This is a genomic window from Bradyrhizobium sp. Unk1, assembly GCF_059512345.1.
In genome coordinates this window covers 1-15,558 of record NZ_JCAMOP010000079.1, presented here as the reverse complement: position 1 = coordinate 15,558, position 15,558 = coordinate 1, and the positions used below count along the sequence as shown (strand labels likewise).

Annotated in this window: 15 protein-coding genes; 8 read left to right on the top strand and 7 right to left on the bottom strand. The window is 60.0% G+C overall.

Features of this window, described 5'->3' with window-relative positions:
- Positions 1-812: 812 nt before the first annotated feature.
- Positions 813-2,363, bottom strand: coding sequence for a winged helix-turn-helix domain-containing tetratricopeptide repeat protein (locus AC5ZFO_RS45380; protein WP_496123941.1), 1,551 nt, complete (start codon positions 2,361-2,363; stop codon positions 813-815).
- Between the two features lie 874 nt (positions 2,364-3,237).
- Here AC5ZFO_RS45380 and AC5ZFO_RS45375 point away from each other — a divergent pair.
- Positions 3,238-3,888 (top strand): Crp/Fnr family transcriptional regulator, encoded by a 651-nt coding sequence (locus tag AC5ZFO_RS45375; protein ID WP_496123940.1) that lies wholly within the window; start codon positions 3,238-3,240, stop codon positions 3,886-3,888.
- Between the two features lie 1,502 nt (positions 3,889-5,390).
- On the opposite strand, the gene AC5ZFO_RS45370 is transcribed toward AC5ZFO_RS45375, so the two are convergent.
- Both AC5ZFO_RS45370 and AC5ZFO_RS45365 read right to left on the bottom strand, forming a co-directional pair.
- Positions 5,391-5,753, bottom strand: coding sequence for a hypothetical protein (locus tag AC5ZFO_RS45370; protein WP_282521298.1), 363 nt, complete (start codon positions 5,751-5,753; stop codon positions 5,391-5,393).
- Positions 5,754-6,729: 976 nt separating this feature from the next.
- Positions 6,730-6,894, bottom strand: coding sequence for a hypothetical protein (locus AC5ZFO_RS45365; protein ID WP_282521297.1), 165 nt, complete (start codon positions 6,892-6,894; stop codon positions 6,730-6,732).
- 250 nt (positions 6,895-7,144) lie between these two features.
- Between AC5ZFO_RS45365 and AC5ZFO_RS45360 the strand changes: the two genes are divergently transcribed.
- A complete protein-coding gene (locus AC5ZFO_RS45360) occupies positions 7,145-7,408 on the top strand; it encodes a hypothetical protein (protein ID WP_496123939.1) in 264 nt (87 codons plus the stop codon).
- An 84-nt stretch (positions 7,409-7,492) separates the two neighbouring features.
- Here the strand turns inward: AC5ZFO_RS45360 and AC5ZFO_RS45355 are convergent, their stop codons facing one another.
- Together AC5ZFO_RS45355 and AC5ZFO_RS45350 are read right to left on the bottom strand one after the other, a co-directional pair.
- Positions 7,493-7,771 (bottom strand): helix-turn-helix transcriptional regulator, encoded by a 279-nt coding sequence (locus tag AC5ZFO_RS45355; RefSeq protein WP_496123938.1) that lies wholly within the window; start codon positions 7,769-7,771, stop codon positions 7,493-7,495.
- Positions 7,772-7,802: 31 nt separating this feature from the next.
- Positions 7,803-8,366, bottom strand: coding sequence for a hypothetical protein (locus tag AC5ZFO_RS45350; RefSeq protein WP_496123937.1), 564 nt, complete (start codon positions 8,364-8,366; stop codon positions 7,803-7,805).
- On the opposite strand from AC5ZFO_RS45350, the gene AC5ZFO_RS45345 reads away from it, so the two are divergent.
- The 6 genes from AC5ZFO_RS45345 (at position 8,365) to AC5ZFO_RS45320 (ending at position 12,859) form a co-directional block, all read left to right on the top strand.
- A complete protein-coding gene (locus AC5ZFO_RS45345) occupies positions 8,365-8,580 on the top strand; it encodes a helix-turn-helix domain-containing protein (RefSeq protein WP_496123936.1) in 216 nt (71 codons plus the stop codon). The two genes, AC5ZFO_RS45350 and AC5ZFO_RS45345, sit on opposite strands and share 2 nt — an antisense overlap.
- Before the next feature lie 47 nt (positions 8,581-8,627).
- Positions 8,628-9,509, top strand: coding sequence for a DUF7146 domain-containing protein (locus AC5ZFO_RS45340; RefSeq protein ID WP_496123935.1), 882 nt, complete (start codon positions 8,628-8,630; stop codon positions 9,507-9,509).
- Position 9,510: 1 nt separating this feature from the next.
- Positions 9,511-11,346, top strand: a complete 1,836-nt coding sequence (locus tag AC5ZFO_RS45335; protein ID WP_496123934.1) for a hypothetical protein — start codon at positions 9,511-9,513, stop codon at positions 11,344-11,346.
- Entirely contained in the window at positions 11,343-11,834 is a 492-nt protein-coding gene (locus AC5ZFO_RS45330; RefSeq protein WP_496123933.1) for a hypothetical protein, read from the top strand. Before AC5ZFO_RS45335 ends, AC5ZFO_RS45330 begins: the two co-directional genes overlap by 4 nt.
- 31 nt (positions 11,835-11,865) lie before the next feature.
- Positions 11,866-12,414 carry a hypothetical protein gene (locus tag AC5ZFO_RS45325; RefSeq protein WP_496123932.1) on the top strand — a complete coding sequence of 183 codons (549 nt, stop codon included), beginning with the start codon at positions 11,866-11,868 and terminating at the stop codon, positions 12,412-12,414.
- 202 nt (positions 12,415-12,616) lie between these two features.
- Positions 12,617-12,859 carry a hypothetical protein gene (locus AC5ZFO_RS45320; protein ID WP_496123931.1) on the top strand — a complete coding sequence of 81 codons (243 nt, stop codon included), beginning with the start codon at positions 12,617-12,619 and terminating at the stop codon, positions 12,857-12,859.
- Here the strand turns inward: AC5ZFO_RS45320 and AC5ZFO_RS45315 are convergent.
- Positions 12,837-13,538, bottom strand: a complete 702-nt coding sequence (locus AC5ZFO_RS45315; RefSeq protein WP_496123930.1) for a recombinase family protein — start codon at positions 13,536-13,538, stop codon at positions 12,837-12,839. The two genes, AC5ZFO_RS45320 and AC5ZFO_RS45315, sit on opposite strands and share 23 nt — an antisense overlap.
- Before the next feature lie 1,576 nt (positions 13,539-15,114).
- Positions 15,115-15,333 (bottom strand): LuxR C-terminal-related transcriptional regulator, encoded by a 219-nt coding sequence (locus AC5ZFO_RS45310; RefSeq protein ID WP_496123929.1) that lies wholly within the window; start codon positions 15,331-15,333, stop codon positions 15,115-15,117.
- Between the last annotated feature and the right edge of the window lie 225 nt (positions 15,334-15,558).

Below are 15,558 nucleotides of genomic sequence, written 5' to 3'. Positions count from 1 at the left end.
TGTCAGGTTCGTCTCGTCTGCAAGTTTCCGGCTCCGTCGACAGGGCTGGAAAAACTGCGGCGAAATGGCGGGCCGTGGGTACGGCAAAACCGTGTGGTCCTTTCCGCCAGCTATTTCTTCGGCCTGTTGAAGGCGGCGTAAGTTCCTGAAAACGTAGACATATTTCGACCATTTCCGGGTTGACGAAAGGTCCGCTCGGACCTGCCGGGCCCTAATAGGCCCTAGTTTCACATGGCGCTGGCGCGGCCCGGTCCGTCCACGTGGTGATGACGCGATGAGGTGATGCGGTCCGCTATCGGTCGCCTGTCCGCGCCGTGATGCGGGCGCGCTTTCGATAGCAGGCTGCGACCGTAAGATGCCGTGACGCGCGCAATGGGTGGCGATGGTGACGCGTTAGCGTGATGCCGTGCCGCCGGAAACCAGCGGGAGGGATTGGTGAGGGTCGTGCGCTTGATGCTGACGCACGGTCGCGTCGTGGTGACGATGCGTGGCGACAAGACAAGAAGCGACGCAGTGTCCCCTCAGAACGGGATCGATGGTGCGCGGACCCGGTTAATGAAAAGTTAACGGAACAGGTAAACTTGGCAGTTTTCGTGATCGTGATGACGTGCGGCGCGTGACGCTATCCGGGCGTGTGAAGTTGTAGCGGTCCCTCCGCAATCGGTCGGCAGGGTCCTTTGGAGAGCGCCCCAAAGCGCGGGGACCGCGCGACGCCGAGAGGTCTGTATATTTGCTCCGCGAAAATCCGTGGTTGCAGTTACAGGGACGTGCGCCGCACCCAATGTCCACTATGCGCTGCAGCGGTCCACCGCTCATTCGGGCAACCCAGCTTTCCGAAGACCCTCAATCAACAGCTTCGCGTTTGATTGCCCGCCCCGCGCGATGAACGCTGATATTGTAAAGGCGGGATCGAACTCAAGCAGACGCGCCAACGCCTCACGGGCCTCAGCCTCGCGCCCGAGATGGGCGAAAGCGGACGCGAGACAGCAGTAAGCTGGCCAATAGGAGGATTTCTGGCGTTGGGCTTTCTTGCCTGCGACGATGGCCTCGTCAAAGCGACGAAGCTCGATCAAGGCTATGCCCATCCCGACAAACGACGAATGTAGCAGCGGGTCTATCGGGTTCACGCGAATGGCACGTTCGAAGCTCTGGACCGCTTCCTGCGGTAGCCCCGCAGCTCTACAGACCCAGCCTCTGGCGGACCATGCGCCAAATGAATTGGGATTGAGCGCAACCGCGCGGTCAGCCATTTCGATCTCACTTTCACAATCGCCAATCATGAACGCCGAGATTACAGCAGCCGCTGCTAACGTGTCTGGATCACTATCGTCGACGCTCAATGCCAAGCGAGAAAGCCGAACGGCTTCCCTGCGGTCGAACTGGGGATCGTCAGCATAGCCGAAAAGGACGCTTCGCATGTGACAGAGACCTGCGAGAGCCGCGGCACCGCCGAACCGAGGGTGCAGTTCCAAGGCGCGGTTCGCCAACCTGATCGCGTCGGCCAACCCTTCGCGGGTCGCCAGGTAAGACTGCGGCAGAGCGCGGAGATAAAAATCATAGGCGGTGAGGTTCTCCGGTCGGCGCCGCGCCGCCATTGCGATTTCCGTTTGAACCAATTTTGGCTCGATAGCTGAGACAACGGCGACCGTCACTTCGTCCTGAAGCGCGAAAACGTCTGTCAGGTCGCGCTCGAACCGATCCGCCCAGATGTGCGCGCCGGTCACCGCGTCAATCAACTGCCCTGCGATGCGAACTTTCCCCGCTGCCTTGCGCACAGACCCCTCAAGGATATAGCGCACGCCAAGCTCGTGCCCGACCTGCTTCACGTTCACCGCCTTGCCCTTGTAGGTAAAGCTGGAATTGCGGGCGATCACGAACAGCCATTTGAACCGCGAAAGCGCGGTGATGATCTCCTCAACCATTCCATCCGCGAAGTATTCTTGCTCGGGATCGCCGCTCATGTTCTCGAACGGCAATACCGCGATGGAGGGCTTGTTGGGGAGCGCAGGAGCGCTCTCCGGCGCATCGCCCGGATTTGGGCCCGCAACTTCTGGAGCCTCCCGCACCTGTCCGACGAAACGGAAGCCCTTGCGCGGAAGCGTCTTGATGAGGCGCTGCTCCTCGCCGGTATCGCCGATGGCAGCGCGGACAGCATTCAGGCGGGTCGTAAGCGCAGCATCGGACACGATGCGACCATTCCAAACGGCGTTGATAAGGTCGTCCTTGCTGACGACGCGCTCCCTGTTTCGGATCAGGTATTCGAGCAGATCGAACACCTGTGGCGCAATGGAAACGACCTCTGCCCGGCGATGAAGTTCGCGCCGGTCGATGTCAAATGCGAATTCCTCGAAGCAATAGCGCAAGTTGCCAACCCTCACGGTGTCCTCCCTTCGCAGGAAGGCATCTTCGCACACCCAAAGAATAAGCCGCTGGTATAAAGAATGTAAACCGAAGGTGGAGCGGGTTTTGAGCTGTGCCATCTCATCTGACGCAGCGGAGCCCAACTTCCGGTTTGGGTCATAAGCGGCAGTCGAAGCAAAGGCGGCCCCGCGTCAAGTTCGCAGCCGATAGCCGACATCCGATCTGGCTCAAGCGTTGTTCAGCTAAGGGCCACAAGCTGACCGGTCGGACGCCAACATTCTCTGCGGTCAACAAGCTAAATTTGATCGAATTTAGGCCTGATCATGGGCCTCGGGTACAGGCGGCGTTGTGGGTGCCCTTGTAGTAGGTCGCGTGCCATCCATCTCTGATCACGTGCTGTCTTTCGTCGAGATGCCAGCCGGGCTTGCCTAGCGCATTACGCCCACGCATCACGCCGTGATTGCAAGCGCAGGACACTCCTGGCGCCGTGTAGCGGGTACACGGACCCAGAGCGAGGTTCTGCGCCTGCGTCGGGATGGGATCTAACAGGGCGAGCCCGATGAAAAGCAATCCAATTGTCGAAAACGATCTTCACAGCCATACAGGCCGCCCTCCCACTGCCTGATTGCATTCAACCGCACGCTGCAATTTAGGTCAATGCCGATCCAGTCGCCAAGGTCTGTTACGGGTTACTTGCGGACCTGGCGAGGACGTGTGGTGAAGTAAGCCAAGGGCCAGACGCAGCCGTCCAGAATGATCCGGGTTAGAGACCGGAAACAGGCCCCAAAGGTTTTCCACCAGCCTCATTTCTGCCCGGTATCGCAAGCGATGGTAGCAGCATTCCTTTTGCAATGATCGCTCCGGTCGGGCATCAAAATGACGGTGATTGAGGCTATCGGCTATCTTGCATCGACTCTTGTCCTGCTCACGTTCTGCATGAGCACCATGTTGAGTCTGCGTGCCGTAGCGATTTGCAGCAACATCGCGTTCATTAGCTACGGTTTCGGCGCCGAGCTATACCCTGTCCTTATTTTGCACGTCATCCTGCTTCCCTTGAACATAGTATTGCTTGTTCGCATGATGAATTTGCTTCGGAGAGCGAAGCGAGCCGCGGCTACGGATCTTTCACCTTTGTGGATGCAACCATTCATGCGGCCCAAGCATTTCAAGTCAGGAGAAACGATTTTCATAAAGGGTCAGCACGCCGATCTGCTCTATATGATCGTATCGGGTGAAGTGGGGCTTCCGGAGATTGATCAAAGACTCGCGGCAGGCGATCTGTTCGGGGAGATTGGATTGTTCTCTCTGGAGCGGCGTCGGACGCAGACCGCAGTGGCGGCGACTAATGTGGACTTACTTTGCATCAGCGACGAAGCTTTGAAGAAGCTGTGCGAGCGCAACCCCGGCTTATCGTTGTACTTTCTCCGATTGACCGCCACTCGAATGACGCAGAATGCCGCTCGGCTGCCTCCTGGCGCCGCCAGCAGGCTCTTCAACTCGGGCGATGAATCGGATCGTCTGCTTTAAGTCGGCTGTGGGTTCCTAAGCGGCAGTCGAGGCAAAGGCGGCCCCGCGTCAGGTTCGCAGCCGATAGCCGACATCCGAATTGGCTCAGCGTTGTTCAGCTAAGGGCCAACAGGGGAAGCAGCGCGGCTTGACCGTTCACTGAACAAGCACGTCTTGATGGCGTCCGGCGCGGGCAAGCCTGGAATGCCTCAGCGACAAGATCAGCGGAAAAGCCGCCCCCGGGTTGAGCGCTGCGACGGCTTCTTCTTTACGCGCTCAGACGGCCGCGACTACCCGCCGCGTCGCATGAAGGAAACGGTTAGCAGGCGCTGCGACGCCATCAATTGGATGACGCTCCTGTTTGCACAATTCATCCACTAGACGTTCGAGGTAGGGCGGCAGAGGCGAGGCTTCAAGAGATAAGTTCTGTTGCAATCTGTCACCCACCTCGTCACAGATCGACCGGGCAGTCTTATGATCGATGTGGTCCGATATTCGACTGGTCGGTTCCATATCGCGACCCTTTGGTTGGGCCCCACAATTAACTTAAGTTACAGGGATGCGAAAATGTTTCGCGCACCTTCGAAAGAATGCCGATGGTTCCATTTAATAGAACGAAGACACTGTGCGTCAGACCGATTGCCATCGTCAGCGCTGATATCTGCAACCCGCCGAGTTAGTGAAACTCGTGGGGCGCGACTTTCAAAACGTTCAGAATGTCCGTTCCGGGTCATAAGCCGCCGATGGCGGCCGCTCTGCACGAAGTCCGCTCATCGCCGGCCAGCCGACGTGTCAGTGGGCCATAGAGACCTTCCGCTAAGGGGCCAGAAGGAGACTTAAGGCGACGATTTCAAAATCCAGCAGTTTGATCGTTTTGTTGTTTAGAGCCTCGGTTGGCCCGTAGCATGGCATCGTCGGCATTGGTCGTCTGCCCGCTGTCGGTAGCCAGTTGGCCTTCGATTTGGTGTCTTGGGTCCAACATAAATCGTTACGCTGCCATCGGCGTTAGGATTCATTTTGTCGATATCGTAGGATGACAGCGTGGTCCGGTTGGAATTGCTGTAGATGATCCAGGTGGTCGCGTAGCCGTTCTGGCGCGGAAACCATGCCGGTGCGCTTCGATATGATTGTGGTGTAGCCATCGTAACCGGTGGCGGCGTCAGCGATGCATGGTGATCGCGGCCGGTAAGCAACGCAGCCCGGGTCGGCGACCATATTGCCGTGGTATGGGACCGGTTGAACCGAACTCCGACGTGGGGTCCGCGGGCGAACCGGGCTCTGGTGGAAGCCGAGGCTCACCTCCAGGGTCACGCAGATCCGGCCGTGCGGCAACTCAGCGAGGCGCGATGGTGCAGCCGTAAGCGCACAGCCCGTCGATGACGACGGACTTGCCGAGCCTGGCTCCGCCGTCGTCAAACGATCTTAACCGTCGCGGCTCTTCTGTCCGCCGAAGCAAGAAGAAATCAGCCAAGACGACGGTTTCATGCTAGTCGCGCGCAGCGTCCGTTCGGTGCGGGTCAGCATCAGTACGGGCGATATCCGCCACAGATGTAGTTGCCGTAGGCGTCGTAGCAGTTGCGTTGGTTGTAGTAGGCCGCGGAACCGACGGCCGCCGCGCCGAGCGCCGCCGCTCCGACCGCCACGCCGGGGCGATAGGCATAGGCGCCACGATAGCCGCCCCGATAACCGCCATGGTAGCCGCCCCGATAGCCGCCGCGAACCGCCACGGCCCGACCGCCTCCCGGACCGCGAACCGCGACCGCCCGGCCGCCGCCGGCGCGGTAGCCGCCGCGGGCGTCGGCGGGCTGCGGATCGAAGGTGCCTGCGATCAGCACGAGGCCCGCGATGGCAATAAGACCTTTGGCAACGAGACCTTTACGTAGCATGCGTCTTCCGTGGGTTGCGGGGAACGAGATCGCACGGCGGTTCGCCAGTGTTCGAGTTTCCCTCGATGTCGCCCCCGATGCCGCGTTCTCCCGTGCCGATGCTGTCGTCGCGACAGGTCAGCGCGTGAATCCATAACGATGAACCCGCGTCTTCGTTCAGTGCTGATGTTAGCTTTCCTCCTCGGTCCGACAACGGTCCGAAAGATGGTTCCCGCCGCCGGGCGCGGCTCTGATATTCGTCGGATCGACGATCTGGGCAATGCGGTGCTGGGAGCCGCACTGGAAACCGTCCAGATGGCTAGTGGCGGGTTCGTGGCAGCCTGGCATTCGCAGCGCGAATCATTGTCTTCAACAGCGGCCAGATCGACGACAAAAGGGGACGGCTTTCCAAAAATGGGAGGACCGCGAGTCTCGCGAGAGGACTCCGCAACACGGGACTTTCCGACTAATCTTGAGGTAGCTTGGATGGAATTGGAGCCGAAGCCAATGTCCGTTTTGGGTCTTGGTTGTGTGAAAACCCCAGGACGCTCGACGGCGATAGAAGAAGTTATTCGCTCAGGACCGTCTTAGCGGTCAAACTCGCAAGCGCATTCAACTTTGAGAGCTAGCCGAAGATTGGAATTCTAGCCGTGTTTCGATCTTTCGCGTTTTTACACAGCCAGGGTCACTTCCGGACTTCCACGCGGTCCAAATCGAAGTCCGCTCTTACTGCACCAGCAGACATGAGCGGCGGAAGGCCCCAGGATGGCGGTCCGCCCGCAAGTTGTCCGGGTCCTTCTGAGTTTGCTGCATGCGCGGGGACCGCGCGACGGCCCGCCCTAAACGTATTAGCATTTTCGCAATCTCATCTAAATTTGGTACCGTATCGCACACAGAGGAGCTGCCGCGCCCGGCAGCGTGGCGCTGACCGAATACGAGAAGCATCTGATGGTCGATGTCTACCTGCTGTTATGAGCGCCTTGGCGGTAAGGCCCCCTCACTGCGGCCAATCCTTGCAGAGCGTGATGCCGATCATGATCAGGGAGCCGATTGCGACTACCACCGGGCAGACAAACGGCAACTCTTCCAGCACGCAGATGACGACCGCCCGGACGCGGAGGGTTTTCTTCGTATGCGCAAAGCGCCAGCCTGCCACACCCATCGGACATCTCCGTTTGGCCCCCAGCAGCGGCGGTCTTACTCTTCAGCACGCAGCGATTTCCCGCTATCGCTCATTCGGATGTATCCCTGGATCAAGGTGAAGGAACCCTTGCACTAGCCATGGCGCCAGCGGATTGATGCGAGTAGATTGCTGCCCGTCGTGGCAAGCCACGCGGCTTTGATTGGACACCGCGAATCCCTGGTCGTTGATGTGATCGGAACCGCTTCGCGTTGCTAGGAATGTCTGCAGCATGTGGAACTGGATGATGCTGGGGCTAGAAAGCAATCGCGTGATCGGACTGCGCCTAGCGAAGTTGATGCGCGGCGGCAAAGCGGCCCAACGTGAAGCCCAGCGCATGGTGAGTGAAAAAATGCTTGCGGCGACGAAGGCCGGTACCAGCCTGATGGCTGGGGCCTCGGCCGACAAGATTGTTGAGCAATATCGAAGAAAGGTGGCGGCAAACGCCAAACGGCTCAGCCGCATACGAACACGGCGCAAACGAAAATCACGCTGACACTTCGGCTGAGGATCCCTTGCTCTGCTGCTTAAGCGCCCCCGGCCGATAGGCTTCGTCCTCATAGGGGTCATGACCGCTGGACTAGGCTTCGCGGCACCGCCCTTTGCCCCGAGCCCGACGCGGATCGAATTCATCGACCGCGTTCTGCCACGTCACGATCTGGTCTTCGTACCAGACGCGCCGGTTCGGGCTGATATAGGTGGACTTCGGAAACTTACCCGACTTCTCCATGCGGTAGAGCGTGGTGCGGCTGATGGGGATGATTTCCAACACCTGCTGCTCGTTGAGCATGCGACGGGGAGCGCACTTCAGATTTCCGTCAGGGTTCATCTCAGTGGTGGTCGGCTTTGTCGCGGTCATTACGAACCTCCTCCAAAGCCCGGTCCGCTACTCAGTCTTCGTTCTCTTCCTCGTTCTGCATCAATTGGCGAAAACGACGGATATCGAACTCGTCAGATCGCAAGCCGAGCGGTCTGACCCTGCGACGGTAGTTCCGGGCTATAGCGCGTCCGATAGCCTCGGGAGGATCTTCGGGGCTGGCCTGCTGCTCTCGCGTTCCCAAAGTGATCAATGGCTTCGCAGCGAGGTCAGACGGGCTGATGGGATAGCTCATCACCTGATCGACGATGGCCGCCATGAACGCAGACCGCGCGCGCTCATCGCCCCACCAAGTCGCGCCGAAATCGCGCATGGTCTCGCGTGCCAGAAACAGGATCGCGTAGATCAGATCGAGCGTGTGACCGTCACCCTGGATGTCGAAAGACATCTCAAGCCGCTGGCGGATTTCTTCCGCAATCGGCCTCAGATTCAGTGAGCTCGATGTGTCGAGCTTTGCACGAAGATCGTCGCCGAGCGTGATCTTGAACTGTTGCTGCTTCACGGCGTAGCCCTTAATATGATTATTCGTAGCCCTACAGTAGTTGACAGTAAGGGTCAATAGGATCAGACTAAACATGACTATTTCGGAAAGCACGGCGTCCCCGCGCGTCCTCGATCAGCGCTGGGAGGGTCGCTCGACGTTCACGGTCGAAGAAGCCGGATGCGAAATCCTGGGCCTCTCGAAGTGCAGTGCCTATGCAGCCGCCAACTCTGGTGAGTTGCCTGCAATTCGGGTGGGACGGCGTTGGATTGTCCCGCGGCACGCGCTGGAGCGAATGTTGAGCGGCTAACGAAGCAGGCGAGGGGACAATGATCGGGCGCTAACGGGAGAGCGCAGGTGAATCCTATTGAGCAAATCGCTGTTGCGTGCGGCGGCGCCAAGAAGACCCTTGGCGGATTCATTTGTCGTTGTCCCGCGCATGATGATCAGGACCCGAGCCTGTCAATTGGATACAGCTCTAGCGGCCCAGTGCTGCTGCATTGCTTCGCTGGCTGCGATTACGCGTCAGTTGTCGATGCTCTTCGGTGTCTCGGCCTCTGGTCCAGTACTTATCACCGTGAATCGCCGAAACTCGCCGTTACAACAGAGTCTAACGATGCCACCAGCGCCGGGGCTGCCGCCTGGGCGGTAACGATCTGGAAGAACTCGTCTTCGGCGCCCGGCTCGCTCGTTGAGAAGTATCTGCGGCGGCGCGGTGTAACGGTCTCGATTCCTTCCGCCATCCGTTTTCACCACGGGTTGCGACACCCGGAGGGGGCGTGCTGGCCCACTATGGTCGCGTTGGTGACCGACGCAATTGGCGACACGCCGACTGCTATCCATCGCACCTTCCTCTCGCGCGATGGCACCTCGAAGGCGCCCGTTGAACCCGCCAAAATGATGTTGGGTCCTTGCGGTGGCGGGATTGTTCGCCTCGGCGGTCAGGGCGGCGTTCTGTTGATTGGCGAGGGGATCGAAACCTGCCTTTCGGCGATGCAGGCGACCGGACATCGGTCGTGGGCGGCGCTTTCGACCTCCGGGCTGCGGAGGCTCGCTCTCCCGGATGATGAGCGGGACATCGTCATCCTCGCTGACGCCGACGCAGCAGGTGAGGCGGCAGCAATGTTCGCCGCGCGCCGCTGGGCGCGAGCGGGACGTCGGGTCCGCATCGCGCGTCCGCCGCCGGGGATGGATTTCAATGACCTGCTGACTGATTGGCACAGCTTACGGAGTGCGTGACGTGACGTCTGAAGGCGATATTGCCAAGCTCATCGCGTGTGCCGAAGAGTTTTGCGCCCCTTCCTCACCTGCCGCGGTGCGCGCGAAGCCTCGGCTTTTGGTTGAGAATTGCAATCCTGATTTGACCGTCACCGCACTGCGGGATGCTCTCGCCGCCGCTGGCGGCCTGTTTGAACGCGCCGTCCCTGTTCGTCTCGCGTTCGACCAGATTCAGCGCGGGGCGGTCGCGCAGGTTATGACGCCGGATGCTCTGGTCCTGAAGGCCCATACGATCTGCCGTCCGTACGTCCGGAAGGAGCGGCGGGACGGCACGATTGTAGAGGTTGATGCTCGCCTGCCGCGGTCGTTGGCGGTCATGTACCTCGACTGGCGCGGCGAATGGCGGCTGCCCCCCTTAAACGGCATCGCCTCGGCGCCGCAGCTGCGCGACGACGGGGCAATCAAAAGCACCGAGGGCTATGACCTTGCCACGGGTATGTGGTGCGAGAACGTGCCCAACCTCGACGATCTGGTTCCCACGAAGCCGGGCCTCGATGAAGCGACTGCTGCACTGCGGCTGATCCGCGAGACGTTCAAGACCTTTTGCTTTGCTGATGCCGAGACGATCCCGCCGGCTACCGGTGGCGTTGCGACGGTCGACACCTCGAAGCCGCCAGGACGCGACGAGTCGTCTTTCTTGGCAGCACTGCTTACGGCTGTCTGCCGGCCGAGCCTGCATCTTGCTCCCGGCGTGCTGTTGAGGGCCGCGCCCGTGTCCGGTGCTGGCGCAGGCAAAGGTCTGCTGGCCCGCTGCATCTGCATTATTGCCTTTGGGCGGGAGCCGCATGCTGTGACGGCCGGTGCAAGCGCCGAAGAGCTCGAGAAGCGGATCTCTGCCGAACTGATGGGGGGCAGTCCGGCCTTGTTCCTCGACAACCTCAACAATACGGCCTTCAGGTCCGATTTGCTCGCTAGTGCCATCACGGAGCGGCCGTCGCGGGTGCGCCTGCTTGGTCAGTCACAGATGGTGCCGTTGAACGCATCTGCGTTTGTGATTCTGACCGGCAATGGGTTGACCGTTTCCGAGGATCTGGCTCGCCGGTTCGTAACGGTGGAGCTCGATGCACGTACTGAAGATCCGGAGCTGCGGCCCTTCGCGGCTGACATCCGTGTCGAGGTCACCCAGCGGCGCACAGAGCTGCTGGCGGCGACGCTCACGATTTGGCGCTGGGGGAGGACGGGTTTCGACATCGAGCCCGGCTTGCCGATTGGTAGTTTTGCACAGTGGTGTCGGTGGGTCCGCGACCCGCTGCTCGCTTTGGGTTGCCAGGATCCTATCGCACGGATCAGTGAAGCAAAGCAGCGCGATGGACGCCGTCAGGCCGTCGCGGACATGTTTGCAATCTGGTGGGCCAAGCACCAGCATCATTCCGTGGCTGTGCGCGAGCTGCATGACGACGTTCGGCAGGCTTTGGATCCGCAGGGGCGCGGTCGCCAGTACCTCGCAGCACAGGTCGAAAAGTTGGCGGGGACGCGAATGGCAGGTTTCGTCCTTGTCCGTCAGGCCGCGGTCGGCAAGTGGGGCTCGGCGACGTATGTGCTCCAGAAAACAGTCGGCGGGGAAAATCATAGGGACCATAGGGGGCATAGGGGGGCTGAGCTGCCGCCTGAGCTCGCCGATACCCCCTATGCCCCCTATGGTCCCTATGATTCTGGCGCCACGCCGACTTTGTTGGATTGCGATGACGCAGTCTCGGCGTGCGCGCAGCCGAACTTGGATGCGGCCGCGGCAAACTCGGATCGCTCGCTGCAATCCGCGCCGGCAACCTCTCCTCTGGGGTGGAGTGCGCGGCTATGAGCGCGGTGGAAGCTCTCAAGGCGGCCGGTGCCGCCGGCATTCGCATCGTACTCGACGGGGACGATCTCGTGCTGACCGCGGCCGAGGCACCTCCGGACGAGGTGCTCAGCACACTGTCCTGGCACAAGTCTGAGATCGTGGCGCTGCTGCGGCCCGGCCACGACAACTGGTCGGAGGCGGATTGGCTGGCCTACTTCGACGAGCGGGCGGGCATCGCCGAGTTCGATGGCGAGCTGCAGCGGGCGGCGGCTGAGACGCGCGCCTTTGAATGCTGTGTGGTCGAATGGCTGAACCGCAATCCGGTCTGCTCCCCGCCCGGCCGCTGTCTCCACTGTGATCGTGAAGATGGCGCTCTTGATGAGCTCGTGCCATTCGGCACCGGACCGACAGGGCATGCCTGGCTGCATTCGCGCTGCTGGGGAGCATGGCATGCTGATCGGAGGGCCACGGCTGCAGCCATCCTGTCACTGATCCTGAGAACGGGCTGATGGGCAAGCGATTTAACTTTGAGGAGGAGCGATGATGTCAGCCAATACGCCACATGTTATCCTGCAAATGTCAGATGAACCCGACTGCCGGTTCGCCGCTGCCTGGTTTGCCAAAGCCGATGAAGCGCAGTCGGCATGGTCAGAGGCGCTGAACGATCCTCGTTTCGCGGATCGCGTTGGGCTGCTTCATACAGATGGAATCCCTGACCTTGCAGCTTGCGCGCTCGAGGTATTTGGAGAGCTGGAGCATCAGTGTCACATCGCGGTGCTCGACCTTTATCCGGCCAAAGATACCCTTCTCAGCCGCGAGTTTGTGCTTCTGGTGCGACTCGGATTTTTCGCCGCCGTAGGTGGGAGCTATTGGATGGCTGTCCCCGAAAGAATCACGCTCACGGCGATCAAACAGGCTGCTCTCGATCTGCTGCTAACCAAGGAAGAGGGCAACGATGGCATTGAGATGATTTGGCCCGAGCATCTTCTGGACACTTCGCCGGCACTGGAGGCGGAAGCACAACGAGCGAAACTGATCGCGATGCGCCGGTTCAGGGCGGATGCTGGCCGTACAGCGACAATCCAGTGAGCGAATGCGCAATCCTAGCTGGCGTGTTCGCGGACGGTTGTGTCGCTAAGCACCCCGGAATAGTTCCGTGAATGATTACCGCATAGGATCATAGTCATAGAAATTGGAAAAAAGGGGGCCTCTCATGGGTAGGCCCATCGGCAGCCCGAACAAGGAAAAGCCCTTCAACGACGCGCTCCGGATTGCGCTTCGGAGCCGTCCCTTGGCACTGCGCAGGGTGGCGGACCAACTGCTCGACAAGGCAGAGCAGGGCAATCTCGCTTATATTCACGAGCTGATCGATCGTCTGGATGGTAAGGCCGTGCAGGTCATTGATCGCCAGGATGTGCCGATCCATGAGCTGACCGATGCCGAGCTGTATCGCATCGCTGCGGGTGGCGGCCTGACTCCGGACACGATGCTGCTGCTCCCGCCGGTGAAGGTCAGGTCCGACGAGCCGAGTTGAGCTTGCCGTCGTCGCCTGAGCCGTTCAAGCGGCTGAGCATTCGGATGACCTGAGTAGCTTGCCACTTGCCGCCTCGTGGCGTCGTGATCCCCCGCTCATTCAGGATCACCGAGATGCGCTTGGCCGGTAGGTCGCGTAACGGCGAGAGAATGGGTCGGAAATGCTCGGCATGCAGGTCTGCTTCGGCCCTGCGGGCTTGTCCGATGGCGGCGTTGCCGAGCACCTGCCCGCGAACCTTGGCCGCTGCCAGCGCTTCCCTGGTGCGCTGAGCGATCCTCTCTCGCTCCTTCTCGGCGACCGCTGCGTGGATGTGGAGCATGAAAGGATCGACATCGGGCCCGAGCTCGGTGACGATGAAGGGAATGCGTTGCACCATCAGGCCGCTGATGAAGTGAACGTCGCGGCTCAAGCGGTCGAGTTTGGCGATGATGATAGGGGCAGCGCACGTCTTGCCGCCTCTGCCGACCTTGCGCGCAAACTTCATGGCTGCGGCCAGCTCAGGCCGGCGCTCAAGAGCATCAGCGCCCTTACCAGTTTCCACCTCGCGATACTCGGCTTCGATGCTGTAGCCGTGCTGCGCGCAGAAGGATCGGATCGCAGCTTGTTGCGCTTCGAGGCCGAGGCCGCTGCGGCCTTGCTTTGGTTTGGAAACGCGAATGTATGAGATGGCGGGCCGCATAGAATATTCATCCTCTCAGAAATTACAGACGGTCGAGCGTCTATCTGTAAACACAGAGAATCTAGCGAACGATGTGGCGTTCGGAATCCCCTACCTTTGGCGGATCCGAATCTTAGGGTGAAATTAGGGTGCCAGTGAAAAGCACGTTAACCGTTCACCGTGAAGGAGCGAGGCCGGACAAGGGGTTTTGGGCTGAGGGGTGGGGAGGGGAAAATCTATGGAGAAAGCATGCTTGTCCAAGGGGTCCTCCCAAAGCCGACACGATATTGGCGAGCCACAGCCAGCAAAACGCGTGGCTTGCGAACGGTGCCCAGGCGGAATGCGCCGCAGCAAGGTCAGAACCCTCCGCGGCCTGCTCTTCGTGCTCAGAAGACATCATTTCCAACGAGGTTCTGGACGGCTGTTCAATATCTACAAAGCTTCTGGGACGGGACTCAGTTCCCATGTCGAGTTTTGGCCTCAAGGCTAACTAAGGCAAGATGTCCTACACTCAGCGGTCGAAGCGAGACCGGACATGGCTGAGATACGACCAAAATCGGCGCGAATGACCCAAGGATGCTCGCGGCCAACGCTGGCACATTCCGGAGTTGGTCCCACGTCACAATCCGTAAGGTAAAGGCCAGCGTGGAAATGATTGGCTCTTATAGTCCTCGAGCGTGGATGCAAAAGGCAATCATTCTGTACTTGCCGTTCCCAGCATGTTCGCTTTTGGAAAATTCTTCTCATGACCGCAGCTGGGTTTTGCCGGGCGGACCGCGAACGATTTGTGGCGGTGTGAAATAATAGTCTACGGCGGGACTCTGCGGGCTAACGTCCTATTTCCTCGCAGTGTCGTCGGAGCGCGCTTGTAAGTCGACGCATCTCGTACCGGTGAGCATCTACCCGCGAGGCTTGGCGGCTGCGAGGGCTTCTCTTGTGCGTTGAGGAATCCGCTCCCGCTCCTTCTCCGCGCCCGCAGCATGGGTGTGCGTCATGAAGAGATCAACGTCGGGCCCAAGCTCGGCGACTATGAAGGGATGCGGTGCGCCATCAGGGGCGTTGCGTCCTGCGATGCTGCGATGCGAGCACGACCTGGGCGAGGGGCGGGCCGTACCCTCTGGCCAAGGCACCGGGGGTGGGAAAATTCGGCCGGGCAAGCATGCTCATTTCGACATCCCCCTCGACATCACCGCCAACTTCAGAATGTTCGGGTTTGGGGTCGGCGCCTCTGGTTGGCGCAAATCTCGAAAAGTTCGCAAGGCGAGAGAAGATGTTGCAACAGCCTTTATTGAGCTTCCCCCCTGTCCCCCATAGTGGGGGTGTGCTGAAGGGAGACCCACCGCTATCGTTGACTCGACACTTGATGTGGATCAACGGCACCGAGTATGACTGAAAACTATTCTCGGTCGGTGGACGGTAACTCGGGGCCCTCCGGTGATGATTGAAGAGATCCTTTTTTACGCGATGGTGCTCACCGCCATTGGTTTTTTGTGGTTGTGATTCATCGAGCAGAAGAAAAAGCGAAAGGCGCTTCGGCACAAGGAGATTGACGATCTCCGCGACCCGTAACCCTGCGCTTTGGTTTCGCGGCGAGATTCTACGTGATGCCTCGATAGCCCGGCCAAGGCGCCCATCGCTCTGCTGCATCGGCGATCTCGTCGGGCGATTGGATCTGCAATCGCGCAAGCAGCCGGGCTCTCTGCTCTGAGATTTGCTTGGCGGTACCGCCAAGGCGCACCGCGATCTCGGCGTCAGTCTTCCCAGCAGCCAAGCGCCTCAATAATCGCTTCTCACGCGGACTGAGCAAGTTGCGCATCGTTCCCGCCACTGCTAACGCGCGACGGCTCCAACGCCGTGGGCCGGTTGAGGGAGGAGGGGCGCCGGGGCCTGCGAGCGCCCAGCGCACCTGACCTGAGCCACAAAGGTCATCCAGCGATGGACTTCAGCGCCTTGCTTCACTTTCTCCATCCAGCCATCGACCCACGCTTTGAGATCGGGATTCTCCATATGGTCGCCTCCGTTTCATTTGAGTGGGCCTTCG